We start from the raw sequence: 16,765 nt of genomic DNA, 5'->3' as shown, positions 1-16,765 counted from the left end.
ATGAAGAGCGCTCGGACGCATGCTCCGGACTTCAGATCGATGGTTTCATGCCCTATCCGTGACCACGTTCACGTCGAGGCGACGTTGCAGCCAGGCAGCGATTAAGCGCTGCGCTGACGATACCGCGCAATTCAGCTTCGACCCACAGGACTTTCACGGAAGCTCCATGCCTATTCGATTCACGCCAGTTGAGAACACTGCCTTTGACCGAGAAAGCGGTGTGACCGTCTCCTTCCCAAGAATGCTGCCCGCAACCGGACGCGATGGGCGCGACGAGATCGAGTACCAATACATGTTCCGTCGTGATGGGCAGCGTGTTGGCGCGACAGGATTCTTTGGCACCAGGCAAATCGTCGAACAGCAGGGACTTCGCGAAGTTCATTACACGCTGGAGTTGAGCCCGCACCAGGTTCTCGAGTCCATCCTTAGGCTGCAGAAGGCCTTGGGGAACACCGATGAAAAGTACTCCTTCATCTGCAGCGTTGCCGAGGGGCTGGTGACTGTGTTTTCCGGCCGAGTCAACAACACGGAGCGTCGCCGCTATGTGGCTTTGGCGAACGTTGATGATCTGGTCCGGCTGGGAGCGGCACCCCAAAACGTCGCTCGAAGAGACGATGGCGCCATTGTACTGGCCAGCATCTACGTTCCCGTACTGTGCGACTGAGGTCGTCTGCCATGAGCGAGTTCATCTCCTATGATTCTGAGAAGACCACACTTGGCTACAACCTCTCACGACCGCTCTCGCGAGGATCGGCATTGCGGCCGATGACGTGAAACCGGACTCTACGCAGCCACACCGCCTGCGGGCGGGTGCCCACAGCGTAAATGCGCGGCACAACTATCACATCTAGAGAAATGTAATGTCCATTGAATTCAAGCCGGACTCCAACTCCGCATTTGACGCATCGAGTGCAGTAAGAATTTCGTTTCCAAGAATTCTACCGGCAACTCTGTCCGACGGAAGCGAAGCCATTGAATACCAGTACACTTTCCGTCGCGACGGAGAGCGGGTTGCGTCGCTCGGAATCCTTGGCACTGAAACTCTTTCGGCTCAGGGTAGCGTACACCAGCGCATTTACACACTGGACCTTAGCGCCAGTGAAGTGCTGAAATCGATCATCGATTTCAAAGTAAATGTCGGGAATTCAGACGACACCACTTCGTTCATCCGCGCTGTTGCGCAGGGACTGCTGAACGTCTTCTCCAATCAGCCCAGCATATTTGAGAGCATTCGTTACATCGCCATTTGTCGGGTCGATTCATTGATCCAACTCGGCATCGCGTTACCTGAAGACAGCCCGCTACTACGCGATGGAGTGGTACTCCTGGCCAGTCTCTTTGTTCCGCAGCGTCGAGCCGAGGTTGGGTGATATGCCTCAATTTTCATTTGATAACTTCGCGCTGACGACGCTGGCACCTGCCACAGATGTGACCACCAAGGCGCGGCTCACGGACCAGCAGAAGGCAGAGATTGTCGACTATCTGAAGTCCCCGGGCTCCGGCCCCGATCAGCTAACGAGCTACGAAGAGTTCGTCAACTCAAAGCTGCGTAGTTTTCCTGCTGAGCTACCGTCCGGCGTTGACTATGTGGTGTTCTCCGGTACTGACAGGGCAAATAAGGGGAACTACTTCAACGCGACGGATTACGGTAAAGATTTGCAGGGAAGCACAGGCATCATCGGGGATACGCCCTGGGGCAAGTATATTGAAGAGGCAGGCAACAAACCCGCAGCCCATCCGGAATTTCATGCGGTTGCAGGCAAGTTTCAAGATTTCATGGATGCTAGGGGCTTCAAGCCGATGGGAACCGGCATTGGCGCTCTCCAGGACATGATGTGGAACGCCGGCAGTTCCCAGTTCTTCGAGAACGCCATCGCCACCGGCAAGCCGCTTGTCGCCTTCGTAGATGGTGCGCCCGCCAACCGTGGGTTCAGCAACTTCGAGCTGCCCACCGCCCTCGAACACCCCCAACTCCGCATCAACGGCTACCCCATAAGCGCCTTCGGTCCGGACCCGCTCACCTTCGCCAGCCAGTCAGCCGCCGAGTACCAAACCCTCGAGCGCACCCTGGCCCAGCACGCCACCACCAACACTGGCCAAGCGGTCGACGTGGCCCAGGTGCGCCTGCACCTGAAGCCCATCGATGGCTATGACGCCATGGGCAAGACCCTCTTCGAAAAGCCCCTGCACGACTACAGCGCCCTAAGCCTGCACGAGATGTCCACCACCCGCGCGGAATGGGTCGCTGCTCGCTCGGCGCTGTCCACAGGCCCGCGCCTGTTTGCCGACCTTCCCGAGCCACTGCCCCATTCACCGCTGCAGCCGGGCGCACCGCGCGGGCCTCCGGGCGTGGCAGTAGCCGAGGCGGTACCTCACGGTGTGAACCCCGGCATGAAGGCACTTGGCGTTGCCGGCGTCGCCCTTATGGCGCACGACTTCGCCACTTCCGGCCATAAGTGGGTGGAACTGAACTCGCAAGGCAATACCGCAGGGGCCGATTCCACTTCGGCGCATTTCGTCGGCCGCAACCTGGGCGGTGCGCTGGGCGGCTTCGCCGCAGGTGCTGGCATTGGCCTCGTATCTGGATCGTGGTCGGGCCCCGGCGCTGTCGTTGCAGGCATCGCTGGCGGCGCGCTTGGCGCCCACCTGGGTGAGCAGTGGGCTGCACAGAAAGACATCGACCGGGTCTATATCCAGCAGGACCCGTTGCATCGTACCTGGACGCGCAAACCGGCAGACCCGGAGGGCCGCTGGCTGCGCGGCGCCGAGCAACAGCAGGTGCAGAGCGCCGACCTGGGTACTGGCGTGGAAGTGCGGCCCGTGCAGACGGCACAGGGCGCCGATGTCACCTTCAAAGCCGACTATGTGGCCACCGGCACGCTGGAGCGCCAGTTGAACTGGCAGGCCGCCCGTGCCTCTTACGAGCTGGGCTTGGCCAACCTGCCACCGCCGCAGAATCCCTATCGACTCAATGCCAGTGGCTTGAAAGAGCCGCCACCCAGCGCCTTTGAGACCGGAAGGGAGTTCGTCCGCGATACCGTCTCGCGGCAATGGGAGCTGGAGATACGGGAAGTCGTTGACGGGCGCACACCCATCACCCGGCGCGAGCCCGTTCCGCCGGAACGCGAACCGGCCCTGGATGAGCAATCGCGCACCGTCATTGCGCAGAACGCGGCCAACACCCCCGCGTCGGTGGCGTCGCGCTACATGGTGGCCCACGAGCAGGGCCGCTGGAGTGACTTCGGCGACGCGCAGAACCCGTCCGTTCCGCAGGCAATCCGCAAGGCGCAGGACGGCGCCGATACCCTGCGTGCAAGCGACGGCCGCAGCTACAGCCGTCATGCCGATGGCCAGTGGGTCCACGAGGGCGTGGGCTTCAACAGCCAGGCCAATCGGAATATCGGCGATGAGCTGGAGATCACCTGGCAGAGCCAGAACGCCGGCATTGCAGACATGGGCAGGATGGCCGAGCAGATCAAGGCCACCGTACACATCGCGCCTGAGGGCGTGCGCGGCCAGGTGGAGACGCTGTACGCAAAGCACGGCATTCCGCGCACCGAGGAGCAGCTTGCCGCCACTACCGCTGCGGTTGAACAAAAGCTTGCCGCCGTTGGAAAGCAGACCGACATCACGCTGGAACTGATGCCCGACCCGCGCACGCACGCGCCCAGCGCGGACAGCGCCATCGCCTCCTTCGGCACCGCCCCGGGCAACCGTATGGAGCTGACTTCCACCACCACCGTGGAGGATATGGCGCGCATGCAATCGGCCCGTGGGGCCCCGTCCCCTGCCCTGCCGCAGATGGATGGGCAGCAACGCGAACACCCCACCGTTCCCGCCGTGGTACAGGAACCGGAGCGCCCCGGCCATGCAGTGCACGGCCACGCCAGCAAGCCCGCGGAGGAAGCCCAAAATGCAGGCAGCCCGCTGTTGCCGGGCCACCCCGACTACCCCCTCTACGAGCAGATTCGCGACGGGGTTGCGGCCCTGGATGCCAAGCATGGGCGCAGCTTCGATGCGATCAGCGAGCGCATGAGCGCGAGCCTGCTCGTGCTGGCCAAAGACAGTGATCTGTCACGCGTGGACCACGTGCTGCTGAGCAACGCGACCGCGCAGGGCCCTGCAGGACAGACGGTGTTTGTTGTGCAGGGAGAGCTGAACGACCCCTCGCATCTGCGCTCCTCGATGCCGACAGCGCAGGCCGTGCAGACACCCGTTGAGCAATCGCTGCAGCGATATGAAAGCGTGAGCCAGGAAGCGCAGCAGCGTGCGATGAGTCGTGAGCTTGAGCAGCAGTCGCAGGAGGAGCGGATGCAGCAGGAAGTGAGAGGGCGTGCGGCGAGCATGGGGTGATCGCCGCCCCTCACCCACGTAGCTTCAGTAGGACCGGGGCGCTGACGCTGCTGCTTCGGCGGCTCGGCGACGCCCTTCATCCAGCAACAGGCAGTCGGCATACACATCGCTAAGCCTCCGAACCTCCCCCTGCAGGCCAGGCAACCCGGTGAGAATGGCCATGTGCTGCCCTGCCATCATCATCAGGTTGTTACTGCTGCGCACGACGTTCACCGCCAGCGCCAAGGGGAAACCTGCACGGCTTCGATCAACCGCATGTACACCGGCGTGAATGAATGAGTTCAGCGCGGGCCACGCGTAATTCTTCAGCTCTTCGAGCAATGGAACAAGATTGGCCACTTCGGGCACCTGGGATAGCGTTTCAATCATCTTGCTCAACATCGGAAGCGCCTTGCCCTCATCCTCCTTGGGCGACGATGACAGAAGCTCGACTTGATCGTCGGATGCACAGTGAAGAATCCAGACGCCGCGGACGAACGCCTCGAACTGACAGCGCAGCATTGCAGCCGCGGAACACTCAAGCTTCCCCTCCATCAGCAGGCGGACCGCCTCTGCATGCTCCAGACTCAACACTGTCGCGTCCAGTGAGGTCCTCAGCCTCACGCCGTTATCAGCCAGCGGGTAGCTGACGGTTGCAAGCAGCGCCTGCCGAAGCAATGCAGATTGGTTGAACAAATGTTCCATCGTGTTGAGTCCCTGAATTTTCCTGGACAGAGTGACGATTCCTGCAAGAGCAACGGCCCACCAAGCGGACGACGGATTGGGCCGCACTGACCGCTATCCGCACATCACGTCCTGCTAGGAACGTGATGTCATTCCCAGCCAACGCTCCAAGCTCTTGCTGCCATTGAGCAGAAGATCCGATTGAGAAAGGCACCGCCATGCCACGGCAACGCCAATAACCACCCAAAGCCAATAGCCAAAAGAAGCGCTGGCGGTCACCTTGCCTATGACGAGGATGTAGCCAAGCAGGAAGGCCACCATGGCGGCCACGCCGTAACCGGCCATAAGCACTACGGCAATGATCTTTCTGGTCTTGGGATGACCGAACCATTTCCGGCGCCAGCGAATCTCGCCTGTAGCATCGTCAATCTCAACAAGGTCCCAAGCGTTGGCAACGTCCACGATGGCGAGTGCGGGTTGATCGAGCGCGCACAGCTTGCGGATGACAGAGACAGGCAGATAGACGCCGCAGTGGTGCCTGATGGCAACGGAGAGCCAGAGGTCATCCTTGGCACTCTCCTGACGGAATAACTCAAGGAAGTCCTTCCGGGCCGAAGTACGCTGATGATTCAGGCCTGACAGCCATTTGAAGATTAATACCAACACCGCGCAGAGGGCGACGGGCACCAGAAACTGGTCGCCAGCAAGATCGACCAGCTTGTTGACGATGCCTTCCATGGAAATCCCCCTTCGTCCCTTTCCTGCGTGAAGCATCGCTGATCGGGTGGGGTTCCGCAATTGAGCGTAATGGGGCCAGGCGAGCCCAATCCTGGCCCACGAGACGGGCCTCACCGAAGCTGGCGGCCTTCCTCTTCGACGATGACCATGACACCGATCGATCCCGCATGGCTGGCCGCCTTCGATGCCGAGCTTCTCTCTCTGTTCGCCATCGACCACCAGGATGCTGGCATGGATGCCTTCCTGCTTGGCTGCTACGCCGATCTGCCACCGCGCGAGGCGGCGTTGGCGTTTGGTAGTGACTACGATCTGGAGCGCGACGATGCGCTTTGGCCCCGCCCTGGGTTGGGCGTCAGTGTTAAGTAGGTGACGTAATCGGCTCGTTCTGATTGTGGCCGTTGGACGGAGGCGTGTCGCAATTAAGCATCCGTTGTTGCGAACAGTGCGGTCCGCGCTCGACGCAGCGGTGGCGGGTCAACTTTCGCCGCAAGCACTGTGCTGCAAGGGATCTGGTGGCTTTCCCAGCATGCCGCAGTTCCGGAAGCGTCAGAACTGATGGCCTGATTGGCTGCGGCTTCTTGGCATAGGGCATCTGTGCGGGTACACCTTTGCGTGCCACCGCGAAGGGTGGCACGGGCGTCGAAAACCCGTTCAATAGTCGGTGTATTTACGCTTGTCAGCCGGCGTCACCTTTGTGTGGCGCCGGCTGGCAATCCGTTCGCGTTCCATGGCGGGCGGTGCGTGGGGGCCTTTGGGTCCGCCGGCTTGGCTATTGACCGGTTTTCGAGCCACGCATCGTCCGCCACCCTTTGGGGTGGCGCTGCCGTCTGTCCTGTACGGAGCACTGCCATGAACGCACCGAAATTCCGCCCCCTGCACGCTGCCACCGACCCGGCCAATGCCGAGCCCTCGTTGGACAGCGGGGCAGACCCCACCGCCTTCCTCGCCACACTGCGGCGCATCCAGAGCGGCGCCGCCGCCGATGGCCAGCCGTGGCCGGAACACTCGCCCGCGCCGGGCCGCCGCATGGCCCTGGCCGACGCCGATTGCGCGCTGGCGGGCCTGCGCGTGGTGCAGGAGATGCTGTTGGCCGGAGAGCGCGCGCGACAGAACGGAGAACCCGCGCAGCACCTGGGCGACCGCACGATGGAGGGGCTGATGCTGGCCTGCGTGGCGCTGACCGCGCAGGCCAGTGCATGCCTGCAGGTGCACGGTTAGTGCCCAGGTTGGCTGCCGGTGAGGGCGCCGCTCTTCGTTGTCGCCACCACGCTGATGGTGTTGGGATTGGCGATCGGGGATCACTACATTCCCGAAGTGCCGCTGGAAGTGAATGCCTACCAACGCGTGTCGGATGCCGAATTCAGGCTGATGCGGAAGGAGGCCGAGGAGTTTGCAGCGGCGCTGGAAGGCCGTGCGCTCGTGGTGAGTTCTAAGGACGCGCATGAGCGGTACTTCGAACTGCGGGCCGACGGGCAACCTGTGATGCTGGTGGACAATTCGTCGGCGCAACTGGTGGTGGTGATTGCCGGGGAGTCGCGGGCACGGGTTCCGGAGTTGCGGGACCTGCAACAGTGTTGGCGAGTGAAGACGCGGCCGGACTGGTGGCGGTGGCGCTGATCTGCGCCGTGATCAGATTCAGGCAAGTCCCAGTCGAAGCATGCGGACCCAAGCTTTGAGCCCGCTGAGCATCGGTCAGGCAGCCGCCGTTCCGGGGCTGCCTGCCGGCGAATGCTCACGCCTACTTCTTCAACAGGACTTCGCGATGGTAGCGGAGGTAGCGAGCCTGAGCCGCAGAGAAGGGAATGCCAGGAGTCTTTTGCACGACATCCCATTTCACCCGCACCGCATCTGGCAACTGGCTGCTGACAATTAGGCCACCATCATCCTCAAAGGAGATGTAGCCCCGGTCGAACAGGCGATCGATATGGGGGGCGAGCATAAGGCCGTTGTGGCCATCAAGACGCTCGCTGTTCTCGCTCTTTGACCACGGCTTGATGTGACTGGCGATCAGGAAGCTGGCATCACTGGTGCCGGTCACCCGACAGGCTTTCTCAATGTCGCTGACATTCTTTCGGTAGATACCCTGACCTTTCCTGGCCTTGATCAGCTGGAGCTTCTCGGTCTCGTCGATGTTCTTGTCATTCACGATGTCCTGGACCGGCCCCTCGTCCTGCCACTCTCCGACATCATCAAGATCGACTTCTAGGAGCGCCAGCAGCTTGGCAGCCATCGCGTCGGGAACTGGGAACAGGTAGGCCTGATTGCCCTTGCCGTCAGGCTTTAGGGGTGAGTACTTCGAAGGAAGCAGCGGCCCAATCTGAGCCATGTAGTCGCTCACCTTCAGCGGGACGTCCACCAGATGGTAGTCCACCGGGACGGCCCAGCCGTCCTTGCGCCATTCCTCGTCCGTCTTCTTGAACTCCTCGGGGCGATCCATCGAGTAGTGGGCGCCGCTGACTACTGCGATGGCCCTGATTCGAGTGCTCGCAAACGCAAAGACCACATCGCCAGGCCGCACTTGCGTCATGTTCTCGTAGGAAGGGTTGGTGTTCCCCTTTACGTTGGTCTTAGGCGACCACAGGTAACCTGCCTTAACAGCCTTGTCGAAGGTCTGCTTCTGGTTCACCCACCAGTACCTCATCCCCGCCCCCTGTCTGTTCGAGCCTATTGGCCATCGAGACGGAGATGGTACCTATCAATGTCGCAATCGGCACGAAATACGATCAGGCATGGGACGTCTCTGTGATGACGCTCTGAGAGTCCGGATATCAATTGTCCCTTCGTAAAAGACAGGCATTGAGCCAGTGAGCTACGAAACGCTAGGAGGCAGTTCTGGAGAGATCGATAGCTCTAGCCGCTCTTGATCAGCCTCATATGGGAGCGAAATGGGCGCAAGTCAGAAAGTCTGGAAAGAATCTATACTCCTTTCATCTCATATTAGACGCAGGCGAAAAGTCAACCACACATCGAAAAACTTCGCGAAGCGCGATGTTGCCAAATCAGAACATTACCCAAAAGGCCAGCAAATAGGCTCATCGGGACTAGCAAGGCTGCTTCGTTCTGAGTTAAGCGGGATTTGGAATAACACGGACACCTTCGACGAGCGGTCAGCTTTACTAGGCTGATGAACGCCCCTTTTGTGGAAATACGAAGCCACTCGCGCACAGGCGAGCTCGAAACCATGCATTCAACATCCGCTCAACGAATAAAAAAGATGCAACGAAAATGCCATCACTACCATCGATTGATATCGCGATGAATAGAAAATCGTCAAAGCCCTCCCAACGCCCCCTCAGATTGTTCATTAAACCTAAAAACGACAAAAATTTCGTCAATCCGCGGAATATCATATGCCGAGACAAAAAATCAAGAACGCAGCTCGACATTATATTATTAGACTTGCGCATTCGCTCTACCTAGAGAGCGAGGCGCATGCAGGTGAGGACAATTAAATATTCAGGCAGCGACGAATGCTAATTCGAATTAAAATATTCATCCATTAACATACGCGCACACACGCCGCCGCCGCCAGGGCATATGTTCATCGCCTAGTCTTCCAGCTTCCTCCGGCTTGCGACCTTCGTACCGAGTTAATAGCGGAATCGGCAACCGTAACCGCCTCCAAGTTAATTGCATTAAGAGCATCTTGGATTTTTGAATTATCCTTATCCTTCGCAAACGCTTCGCGAAGCCTTTCCTCTGCGACCTTCAACTCCGCCTTTATCCCCTCAGGGAAATGTCGCTTGAGGACTCGTATTCTCCCATAATAGAGTGCAACTGCAGCATAAGCACCTGATGTTGGGGACTTCACCTGTTCCTCAACGAGCTCAGAAGCTTGTTGCATCAGAACTATCGCGCGCGCGGAGTCTCGCTCAGACAAGGCCAAAGAAAAATGAATATTTGCGTAGGCATTGATGACTTGATATGACCCAGGATAGATCCGGTGCGCCGTCCTAATGTGATTTACAGCAGACTGAAGATACTGCTCGCCACACTTCTGCTCAAAGAGAGAGTATTGCAGCCAGAATAATCCATCCTGCGAGAATGAGCGCTCCCATTTGCCAAACATGCTTAGCACGGCGTCTCGTTCGGCCCTGAACATTCCCCACAAGAAATCATGATTTGTAATGGCGGCGAACAATCTTGCTTCAGGCTTGCTGGCGTAATGCCTGAGTGGCGTCGGGAAGCGGGACAGCGCGTACAAAATAGAATCGACTACCGTCAAAGCTGAGCTCTTCGGAATGACTCTCCTGACTGTGAAATCCGCGAGGATTTGATGGCGCACACTTAGCCGACCACCCTCTTCGAATACAACGCCCTCCAGACCCTCCAGCCTCTTGGCTGTGCTCTGATGTTCGTCCGCAGTTGAAATGGCAAGATCGAAGGTGGCCCGGGTCATTGATAGGCGGTGCATTGTCGCCATTGCGACGAGCATATAGGCCTTCTTCGCATAGTCATCCCTTAGCGATGCATATTCACTGGCTGCAATCTGATCGTAACCGATGCCCGCAGTAACCTCTCTAAGACCTACCAGCAACTGCTTTTTCGCAACGCTTCTCAGCTCATTTCTTCGCCGCTCGTGCGGCATACTCCCGAGCCGATCCCAAGGGCCGAAACGCTCAATTCGATTGATGACCTCATCAATGTCTGAATCAGAGATGGTCGACATGGAAATTCTCCTGTCAAAGTTCACCTCAACACCAGAGCCTACCCGTGGGATTTGATTCGTACGATCAGCAAGTACAAAAAGTGTATCTTGATGTGATCGAGCCATACATACCTTTATGTCCAGAGCATGCATTCCGAAGTTATCCACGAACAGCGCCAGGCTCTCACCCATCACCTGACTAATGGCAGAAACAGCATCCGGGGGGAATGTAGTTGCACCACCAAACCAGAGAACCAGTTTATTTGGATTGCTTTTTGCGAACTTCAGCGCAGCCCACATCAAGCCGGTTGTCTTGCCCGCCCCGGCAGGCCCGTGAAGAAGAATCTTATTAGCACGCCCGTTAACGATGCAGGAGTACAGCTCACTGTAACTCTCTAGCTCAGCGGGAACTGAATCAATAATATCTCGCCAAGTTGGACTTGTTCCGTAGTAAAACTGCCGAAGACCCGGATCAGCCTTGGGCACATGCATCCCAAACTCATCAGCGTCAACGACATCGAAAGCCTGAAGATCCCCCTCCAACTGAGCGACCTTGTCAGGACCGAGCAGGCGGCTCAGCGATTTTAATGCCGGAGACCTACTGCTCAGAAGCTGAGATATTGTGATCTTTTTTCCCAGCGCTTTTCGTAGCCCAGAGACCAATCCATCAGCAGTTAATTCGATGCACTCAATGTTTTGGCATGAGTCCAACTGCATCTTCTTGTTCGGCGAGAATGTTGGGCAGACGATATAAGATCGGCCGGGCTGCATCGATTGAGCCTTGATCAATCGATCTACATGATGCTGAAAGAGCGGCTCATTTAGTCGAGTCCCTACAAATAAAAAAGTGTACTCCAGGAAGTCTCTTCCCGACTCTTCGTACCAGTCCCCAATATTCCCCCGCCGAGCCATGTACTCTTCGGCCGTAAATATTATTCCAGACTCAGCGCGAGTTATCGATCCATTAAGATGAATCAGTTGAATCTTGTGCAAGTCATGTGGCCTTGACTGGACTGGAGAGCTCCCCACAAATATCTCAACCTTGTAGTCAGAGCTTCGATAAGCATCTTCAAGTGCATCATCGATATTGAGGCTATAGACGCGGTGCCACGGGTAGTGGGACAAAGATTTAAGCGAATCGGAAGCTCTACAGTGCTGATAATGCTGCTGAAGTAGCCTCCAGTAAGCGCGGTCACCCAACTGCCTCTTTGCGTTGGCCGCCACTGTAGGAAGATCGTCTTCTGCTGGATCGTAAGGAATAGAGCACTCGGAAGAGAGAATTTCCGCAAGCCGCCCTGCCATTGGCGGACTTTCCTCAAGTTGGTTTTTTGAGCCAACCGATACGCCCGCCCCCAAAAATAGAACAACGCGCCCCTTTCTGACCTGTTCCAAGAGGAACTTTGGCAACTCAACTTCCTGATGCATATAAAATCCATGTTAAGGGAGCTTAAAGAATTTATATGGAGGCAGTTTGTTTTTCAAGCAGAGCATGTGTAGTGGTGATGCAAGCGCAACCTTTGCTCAACCAATGATCTTCGGGACAAAAAAAAGGAGAGGCATGCCTCTCCTTTTCGCTTAAATCAATCGTTTAAGCTTGGAAAATCAAACCCCAACAGGGTTAGCCTTCTCCGGATCAATCTTGTACTGCTTGATCGCGCGCGCCACATCCTTCGCGGTCATCTTCCCATCCTTCGCCAGCGCCGCAATCGCGGCATGCGCGATGTAGTACCGGTCAACCTCAAAGAACCGACGCAGGTTCGCACGCGTATCCGAACGGCCAAACCCATCCGTGCCCAGCACCGTATAAGACATCGGCACGAACGCACGGATCTGGTCCGCATACGCACGCACGTAGTCGGTGGCGGCAATCGCCGGGCCCTGGCGGCCGTCCAGCAGCTCGGTCACGTAGGCCTTGCGCTGCTCACCTTCCGGGTGCAGGCGGTTGGCACGTTCCACGTCGAAACCATCGCGACGCAGTTCGTTGAAGCTCGGGCAGCTCCAGATATCGGCGGTCACGCCGAAGTCCTTGTCCAGCAGCTCGGCGGCGGCAATCACTTCACGCAGGATCGTGCCCGAACCCAGCAGCTGCACGCGCAGGTCGCCCTTCTTCGGCTTGCCGGCGTCGGTCAGCAGGTACATGCCCTTCACGATGCCTTCGGCTGCACCTTCCGGCATTTCCGGGTGGGTGTAGTTTTCGTTCATCAGGGTCAGGTAGTAGTACTCGTCTACCTGGTCTTCCATCATGCGCTTGGTGCCGTGCTGCAGGATCACCGTCACTTCGAAGCCGAAGGTCGGGTCGTAGCTGCGCACGTTGGGAATACCACCGGCCACCAGATGGCTGAAGCCATCTTCGTGCTGCAGGCCTTCACCGTTCAGCGTGGTGCGGCCGGCGGTGCCGCCCAGCAGGAAGCCGCGGGTACGCATGTCGGCGGCCTGCCAGGCAATGTCGCCCACGCGCTGGAAGCCGAACATGCTGTAGTAGATGTAGAACGGCAGCATCGGCACGTTGCTGACCGAGTAGCTGGTACCGGCGGCCATCCACGAGCTGATCGCGCCCGGCTCGCTGATACCCTGCTGCAGCACCTGGCCGCTCTGGTCTTCGCGGTAGAACATCAGCTGGTCGGCGTCGACCGGCTTGTACTTCTGGCCGAACGGCGCGTAGATGCCGATCTGGCGGAACAGGCCTTCCATACCGAAGGTACGGGCTTCGTCGGCCACGATCGGCACGATGTGCGGGCCCAGTTCCTTGTCACGCAGGGTGATGTTCAGGCTCTGCACGAAGGCCATGGTGGTGGAATAGCTGCGCTCGCCGCTGCTCTTCAGCAGGCGCTCGTAGGTTTCCAGCTTCGGTGCGTTGAAGCTCTTTTCAGCCTTGCGGCGGCGCTGCGGCAGGTAACCACCCAGGGCGGCACGGCGTTCCTGCAGGTACTGCACTTCCGGCGAATCCGGGCCCGGGTGGTAGAACGGCACCTGGCCGTCGGCCAGCTGCGCGTCGGTCACCGGAATGTTGAAGCGGTCGCGGAAGTGGCGCACCGCTTCGTCGTCCAGCTTCTTGGTCTGGTGGGTCGGGTTCAAAGCTTCACCGGCGCTGCCCATGCCGTAACCCTTCACGGTCTTGGCCAGGATGACGGTCGGCATGCCCTTGGTGTTCACGGCCTGGTGGTAGGCGGCGTACACCTTGTGCGGGTCGTGGCCACCACGGTTCAGGCGCCAGATGTCGTCGTCGGAAAGACCGGCCACCATGGCGGCGGTTTCCGGGTACTTGCCGAAGAAGTGTTCGCGGGTATACGCGCCACCGAAGGCCTTGCAGTTCTGGTATTCGCCGTCGACGGTTTCCATCATCAGCTTCTTCAGAACACCGTCGGTGTCCTTGGCCAGCAGGGCATCCCAGTAACCGCCCCACAGCAGCTTGATCACGTTCCAGCCGCCGCCACGGAAGACGCCTTCCAGTTCCTGGATGATCTTGCCGTTGCCGCGCACCGGACCGTCCAGGCGCTGCAGGTTGCAGTTCACCACGAAGATCAGGTTGTCCAGGCCTTCACGGCCGGCCAGCGCAATGGCGCCCAGGGTTTCCGGCTCGTCGCTCTCGCCGTCGCCGATGAAGCACCACACCTTGCGGTCGCTCTTTTCGATCAGGCCACGGTTTTCCAGGTAGCGCATGAACTGCGCCTGGTAGATGGCGGCCAGCGGGCCCAGGCCCATCGACACGGTGGGGGTCTGCCAGTAATCGGGCATCAGCCACGGGTGCGGGTACGACGACAGACCGCCGCCGTCCACTTCCATGCGGAACTTGTCCAGCTGCTCTTCGCTGATGCGGCCTTCCAGGAAGGAACGCGCGTAGATGCCCGGGGCGCTGTGGCCCTGGATGAACAGCAGGTCGCCCGGGTGGCTGTCGCTGGGGGCGCGCCAGAAGTGGTTGAAGCCCACGTCGTACAGGGTGGCACCAGAAGCGAACGAGGCGATGTGGCCGCCCAGGTCACCCGGCTTGCGGTTGGCGCGCACCACGGTGGCCATCGCGTTCCAACGGATGATGGAACGGATGCGCCATTCCAGCTCGGCATTGCCGGGGCTCTTGGCCTCCAGCTGCGGCTCGATGGTGTTCACGTATTCGGTAGTGGGAGAGAACGGCAGGTACGCACCCGAACGACGGGTCAGTTCCACCATGCCTTCCAGCAGCTGATGCGCGCGCTCGGGGCCCTCGACATCAATGACGGCCTTCAACGACTCGATCCACTCCTGGGTTTCAACAGGATTGGTGTCGTTGTTCAGCACTTCGTTCAACCAGTTCATTAGCGCTCCCATTACCGCACGCACGCGCGCGACTGTTGTATAGATTTCTAGACCGCAAAGTGTAGCGCACCAAGGGCTTTCGTCACTTCGCTACGCTGCCGTATGGAGGCCTTTGGCCTGTGTCCGCAAGGCCTGTCCCGGGCTGTCCCGGCGCCGGACAGTCTGGTTTTTCAGGCACCTGCGGGCGGCAGGCCCCCTGCTCCGCTGTCGCTTCTGCACCGCTGGGTGCATCGGCAGGACGCAGTGTTACCGCTGGCGATGACCGTTGTAGGGCAAGGCCTGCGCCGCTGTAGGGGCGCTCTGGCGGCTGCCGATGAACCGCCGCCAACATGTCGCGCCTGCCTCTGGATTGCCCCTGGGTGGGGCGGGAAGCTGCACCGCGCAGGCAGCCCCTTCCCCTGCGGCGCCCGCCACCTTGCGCCGCAGCTGCTTCGCCCAGAACCCACCGCAGCTTTGCGGTGGGTTCTCTTGTTGCGGCCGCCGTGGCCTGAATGCAGCATGGGTTTGGCCCGAATCTGGACTTGCCCGGTCCGGCTTATCGATATATCGTTTGCGCACTCGTTACCGATATATCGAAATGAGCCGATCCGCTACCCTGAGGGCCCGCCCGGCCCCGTCCCCCGAAGTGCCCCGCCGCAATGGCCAGCCCCGCGTGCTGAGCCGCGGCGACCTGCGCCTGCTGGTGCTGGCCCTGATTGGCGAACAGCCGCGCCACGGCTACGAGCTGATCCAGCACATCAGCGGCTTGTTCATGCAGGCCTACACGCCCAGTGCCGGCACCATGTACCCGCTGCTGGCCAGCTTCGAGCAGGCCGGCTGGGTGGAATCGCACGAAGAAGACGGCCGCCGCGTGTTCCGCATCACCGCCGCCGGCGAATTCGAACTGAAGGTGCAGCGGCCGCAGGTGCGGCTGGCCCAGCGCCGCGCGTTCGACCGTGCCCGCGAGATCACCAAGGCCTCGCTGCCGGCGCCGCTGGCTGCCGCCCTGCGCGAGTTCAAGCAGGCGCTGGTGCGCCACCACGGCCGCTGGAGCGACGGCGAGGCCGAACAGGTGGCCGCCCACCTGCAGCACGCCGCCGCGTTGTTGAACGGATCACTGGGCGATGGACCGCTGCCGATCACCCCGACCGAGCCAGACTGACGCCCGCCAGGTCTTCCCCCTTTGCCGCGCGCCCCGCGCGACCTTACCGCTACAGGTACTGACATGACCGACCATGAAAACAAGCGACTGCGCCTGGATGTGCGCTTCCGCCAACTGACCGTGCTGCGCACCGAAACCGTAACCCCGCACATGCGCCGCGTGGTGCTGGGCGGTGCCGACCTGGTCGGCTTCGATTCGCCCGGCGCCGACGACCACATCAAGCTGTTCTTCCCCAACAGCAGCGGCGAGATGGTGCTGCCCACCATGACCGCCGAGGGCCCGCGCTACCCCGAGGGCAAGGAACACTCGCCCGCGCGCGATTACACCCCGCGCTGGTGGGACCACGAAACCGGCGAACTGGCCATCGACTTCGTGCTGCACGACCAGGGCATTGCCGGGCCGTGGGCACAGCGCGCGCAGCCGGGCGACACCCTGGCCATCGGCGGCCCGCGTGGCTCGTTCGTGGTGGCCGACACCTACGATGCCTACGTGCTGATTGGCGATGAAACCGCCCTGCCGGCCATCGCCCGCTGGCTGGACGTGCTGCCGGAACATGCGCAAGTGCAGGCATGGATTGAAGTGAGCGACGAAGACGAGCGCCAGGACCTGCCGCAGTACGAGAACGTGCGCATCCACTGGCTGGAGCGCAACGGCTTCCCGGCCGCCACCAGCACCCTGCTGGAAGACCAGTTCACCGATTTCGAAGCCCCCGAGGGTGACACCTTCTACTGGATCGCCACCGAATCGCGCCGCGCGCGCATGATGCGCAAGTTCCTGGAAGGCCATCTGGGCGTACCGCGCGACTGGATTCGTTCCACCGGCTACTGGAAGGCCCACCCGGACGAAACCGACGGCGATTGACCCCGCCGTTCTGTAGAGTCGAGCCATGCTCGACTGCCGCCGTTCTGTAGAGTCGAGCCATGCTCGACTGC

13 protein-coding genes are annotated in these 16,765 nt (G+C 59.9%); 8 read left to right on the top strand and 5 right to left on the bottom strand.

The window, feature by feature from the left end; all coding sequences use genetic code 11:
- Positions 1–166: 166 nt before the first annotated feature.
- From AC06FA_RS07490 to AC06FA_RS07480, 3 genes are all read left to right on the top strand, one after another.
- Positions 167–664, top strand: coding sequence for a hypothetical protein (locus AC06FA_RS07490; RefSeq protein ID WP_478067756.1), 498 nt, complete (start codon positions 167–169; stop codon positions 662–664).
- A gap of 196 nt (positions 665–860) precedes the next feature.
- The gene (locus AC06FA_RS07485; RefSeq protein WP_478067755.1) at positions 861–1,370 is read left to right on the top strand and encodes a hypothetical protein; all 510 of its coding nucleotides are present in this window, start codon (positions 861–863) and stop codon (positions 1,368–1,370) included.
- A 1-nt stretch (position 1,371) separates the two neighbouring features.
- Positions 1,372–4,353, top strand: coding sequence for an XVIPCD domain-containing protein (locus AC06FA_RS07480; RefSeq protein ID WP_478067754.1), 2,982 nt, complete (start codon positions 1,372–1,374; stop codon positions 4,351–4,353).
- Between the two features lie 24 nt (positions 4,354–4,377).
- Here AC06FA_RS07480 and AC06FA_RS07475 read toward each other — a convergent pair whose 3' ends face one another.
- Positions 4,378–5,037 (bottom strand): DUF6988 family protein, encoded by a 660-nt coding sequence (locus tag AC06FA_RS07475; RefSeq protein ID WP_478067753.1) that lies wholly within the window; start codon positions 5,035–5,037, stop codon positions 4,378–4,380.
- A 114-nt stretch (positions 5,038–5,151) separates the two neighbouring features.
- Complete coding sequence (locus AC06FA_RS07470; RefSeq protein WP_478067752.1) at positions 5,152–5,754, bottom strand: hypothetical protein; 603 nt, start codon at positions 5,752–5,754, stop codon at positions 5,152–5,154.
- 147 nt (positions 5,755–5,901) lie between these two features.
- Here AC06FA_RS07470 and AC06FA_RS07465 point away from each other — a divergent pair, with 147 nt between their 5' ends.
- The 3 genes from AC06FA_RS07465 (at position 5,902) to AC06FA_RS07455 (ending at position 7,371) form a co-directional block, all read left to right on the top strand.
- Entirely contained in the window at positions 5,902–6,120 is a 219-nt protein-coding gene (locus tag AC06FA_RS07465) for a hypothetical protein (protein ID WP_478067751.1), read from the top strand.
- Positions 6,121–6,603: 483 nt separating this feature from the next.
- On the top strand, positions 6,604–6,972 hold the full coding sequence (locus tag AC06FA_RS07460) for a hypothetical protein (protein ID WP_478067750.1): 369 nt from the start codon (positions 6,604–6,606) through the stop codon (positions 6,970–6,972).
- A gap of 18 nt (positions 6,973–6,990) precedes the next feature.
- Complete coding sequence (locus AC06FA_RS07455) at positions 6,991–7,371, top strand: hypothetical protein (protein ID WP_478067749.1); 381 nt, start codon at positions 6,991–6,993, stop codon at positions 7,369–7,371.
- A 121-nt stretch (positions 7,372–7,492) separates the two neighbouring features.
- Here AC06FA_RS07455 and AC06FA_RS07450 read toward each other — a convergent pair whose 3' ends face one another.
- From AC06FA_RS07450 to aceE, 3 genes are all read right to left on the bottom strand, one after another.
- Positions 7,493–8,380, bottom strand: coding sequence for an HNH endonuclease (locus AC06FA_RS07450; protein WP_478067748.1), 888 nt, complete (start codon positions 8,378–8,380; stop codon positions 7,493–7,495).
- 915 nt (positions 8,381–9,295) lie between these two features.
- Entirely contained in the window at positions 9,296–11,827 is a 2,532-nt protein-coding gene (locus tag AC06FA_RS07445; protein ID WP_478067747.1) for an SIR2 family NAD-dependent protein deacylase, read from the bottom strand.
- Between the two features lie 177 nt (positions 11,828–12,004).
- On the bottom strand, positions 12,005–14,692 hold the full coding sequence (gene aceE / locus AC06FA_RS07440) for a pyruvate dehydrogenase (acetyl-transferring), homodimeric type (RefSeq protein WP_108748283.1): 2,688 nt from the start codon (positions 14,690–14,692) through the stop codon (positions 12,005–12,007).
- A gap of 577 nt (positions 14,693–15,269) precedes the next feature.
- Between aceE and AC06FA_RS07435 the strand changes: the two genes are divergently transcribed.
- Positions 15,270–15,833, top strand: a complete 564-nt coding sequence (locus tag AC06FA_RS07435; RefSeq protein ID WP_478067746.1) for a PadR family transcriptional regulator — start codon at positions 15,270–15,272, stop codon at positions 15,831–15,833.
- A gap of 63 nt (positions 15,834–15,896) precedes the next feature.
- Positions 15,897–16,694 (top strand): siderophore-interacting protein, encoded by a 798-nt coding sequence (locus AC06FA_RS07430; RefSeq protein ID WP_478067745.1) that lies wholly within the window; start codon positions 15,897–15,899, stop codon positions 16,692–16,694.
- The last annotated feature ends 71 nt before the right edge of the window (positions 16,695–16,765 follow it).

The sequence above is a fragment of the Stenotrophomonas sp. Steno-C17 genome, from assembly GCF_056393165.1.
The sequence above is the reverse complement of the archived record's forward strand: the minus strand, read 5'-3'. Positions and strand labels throughout refer to the sequence as shown.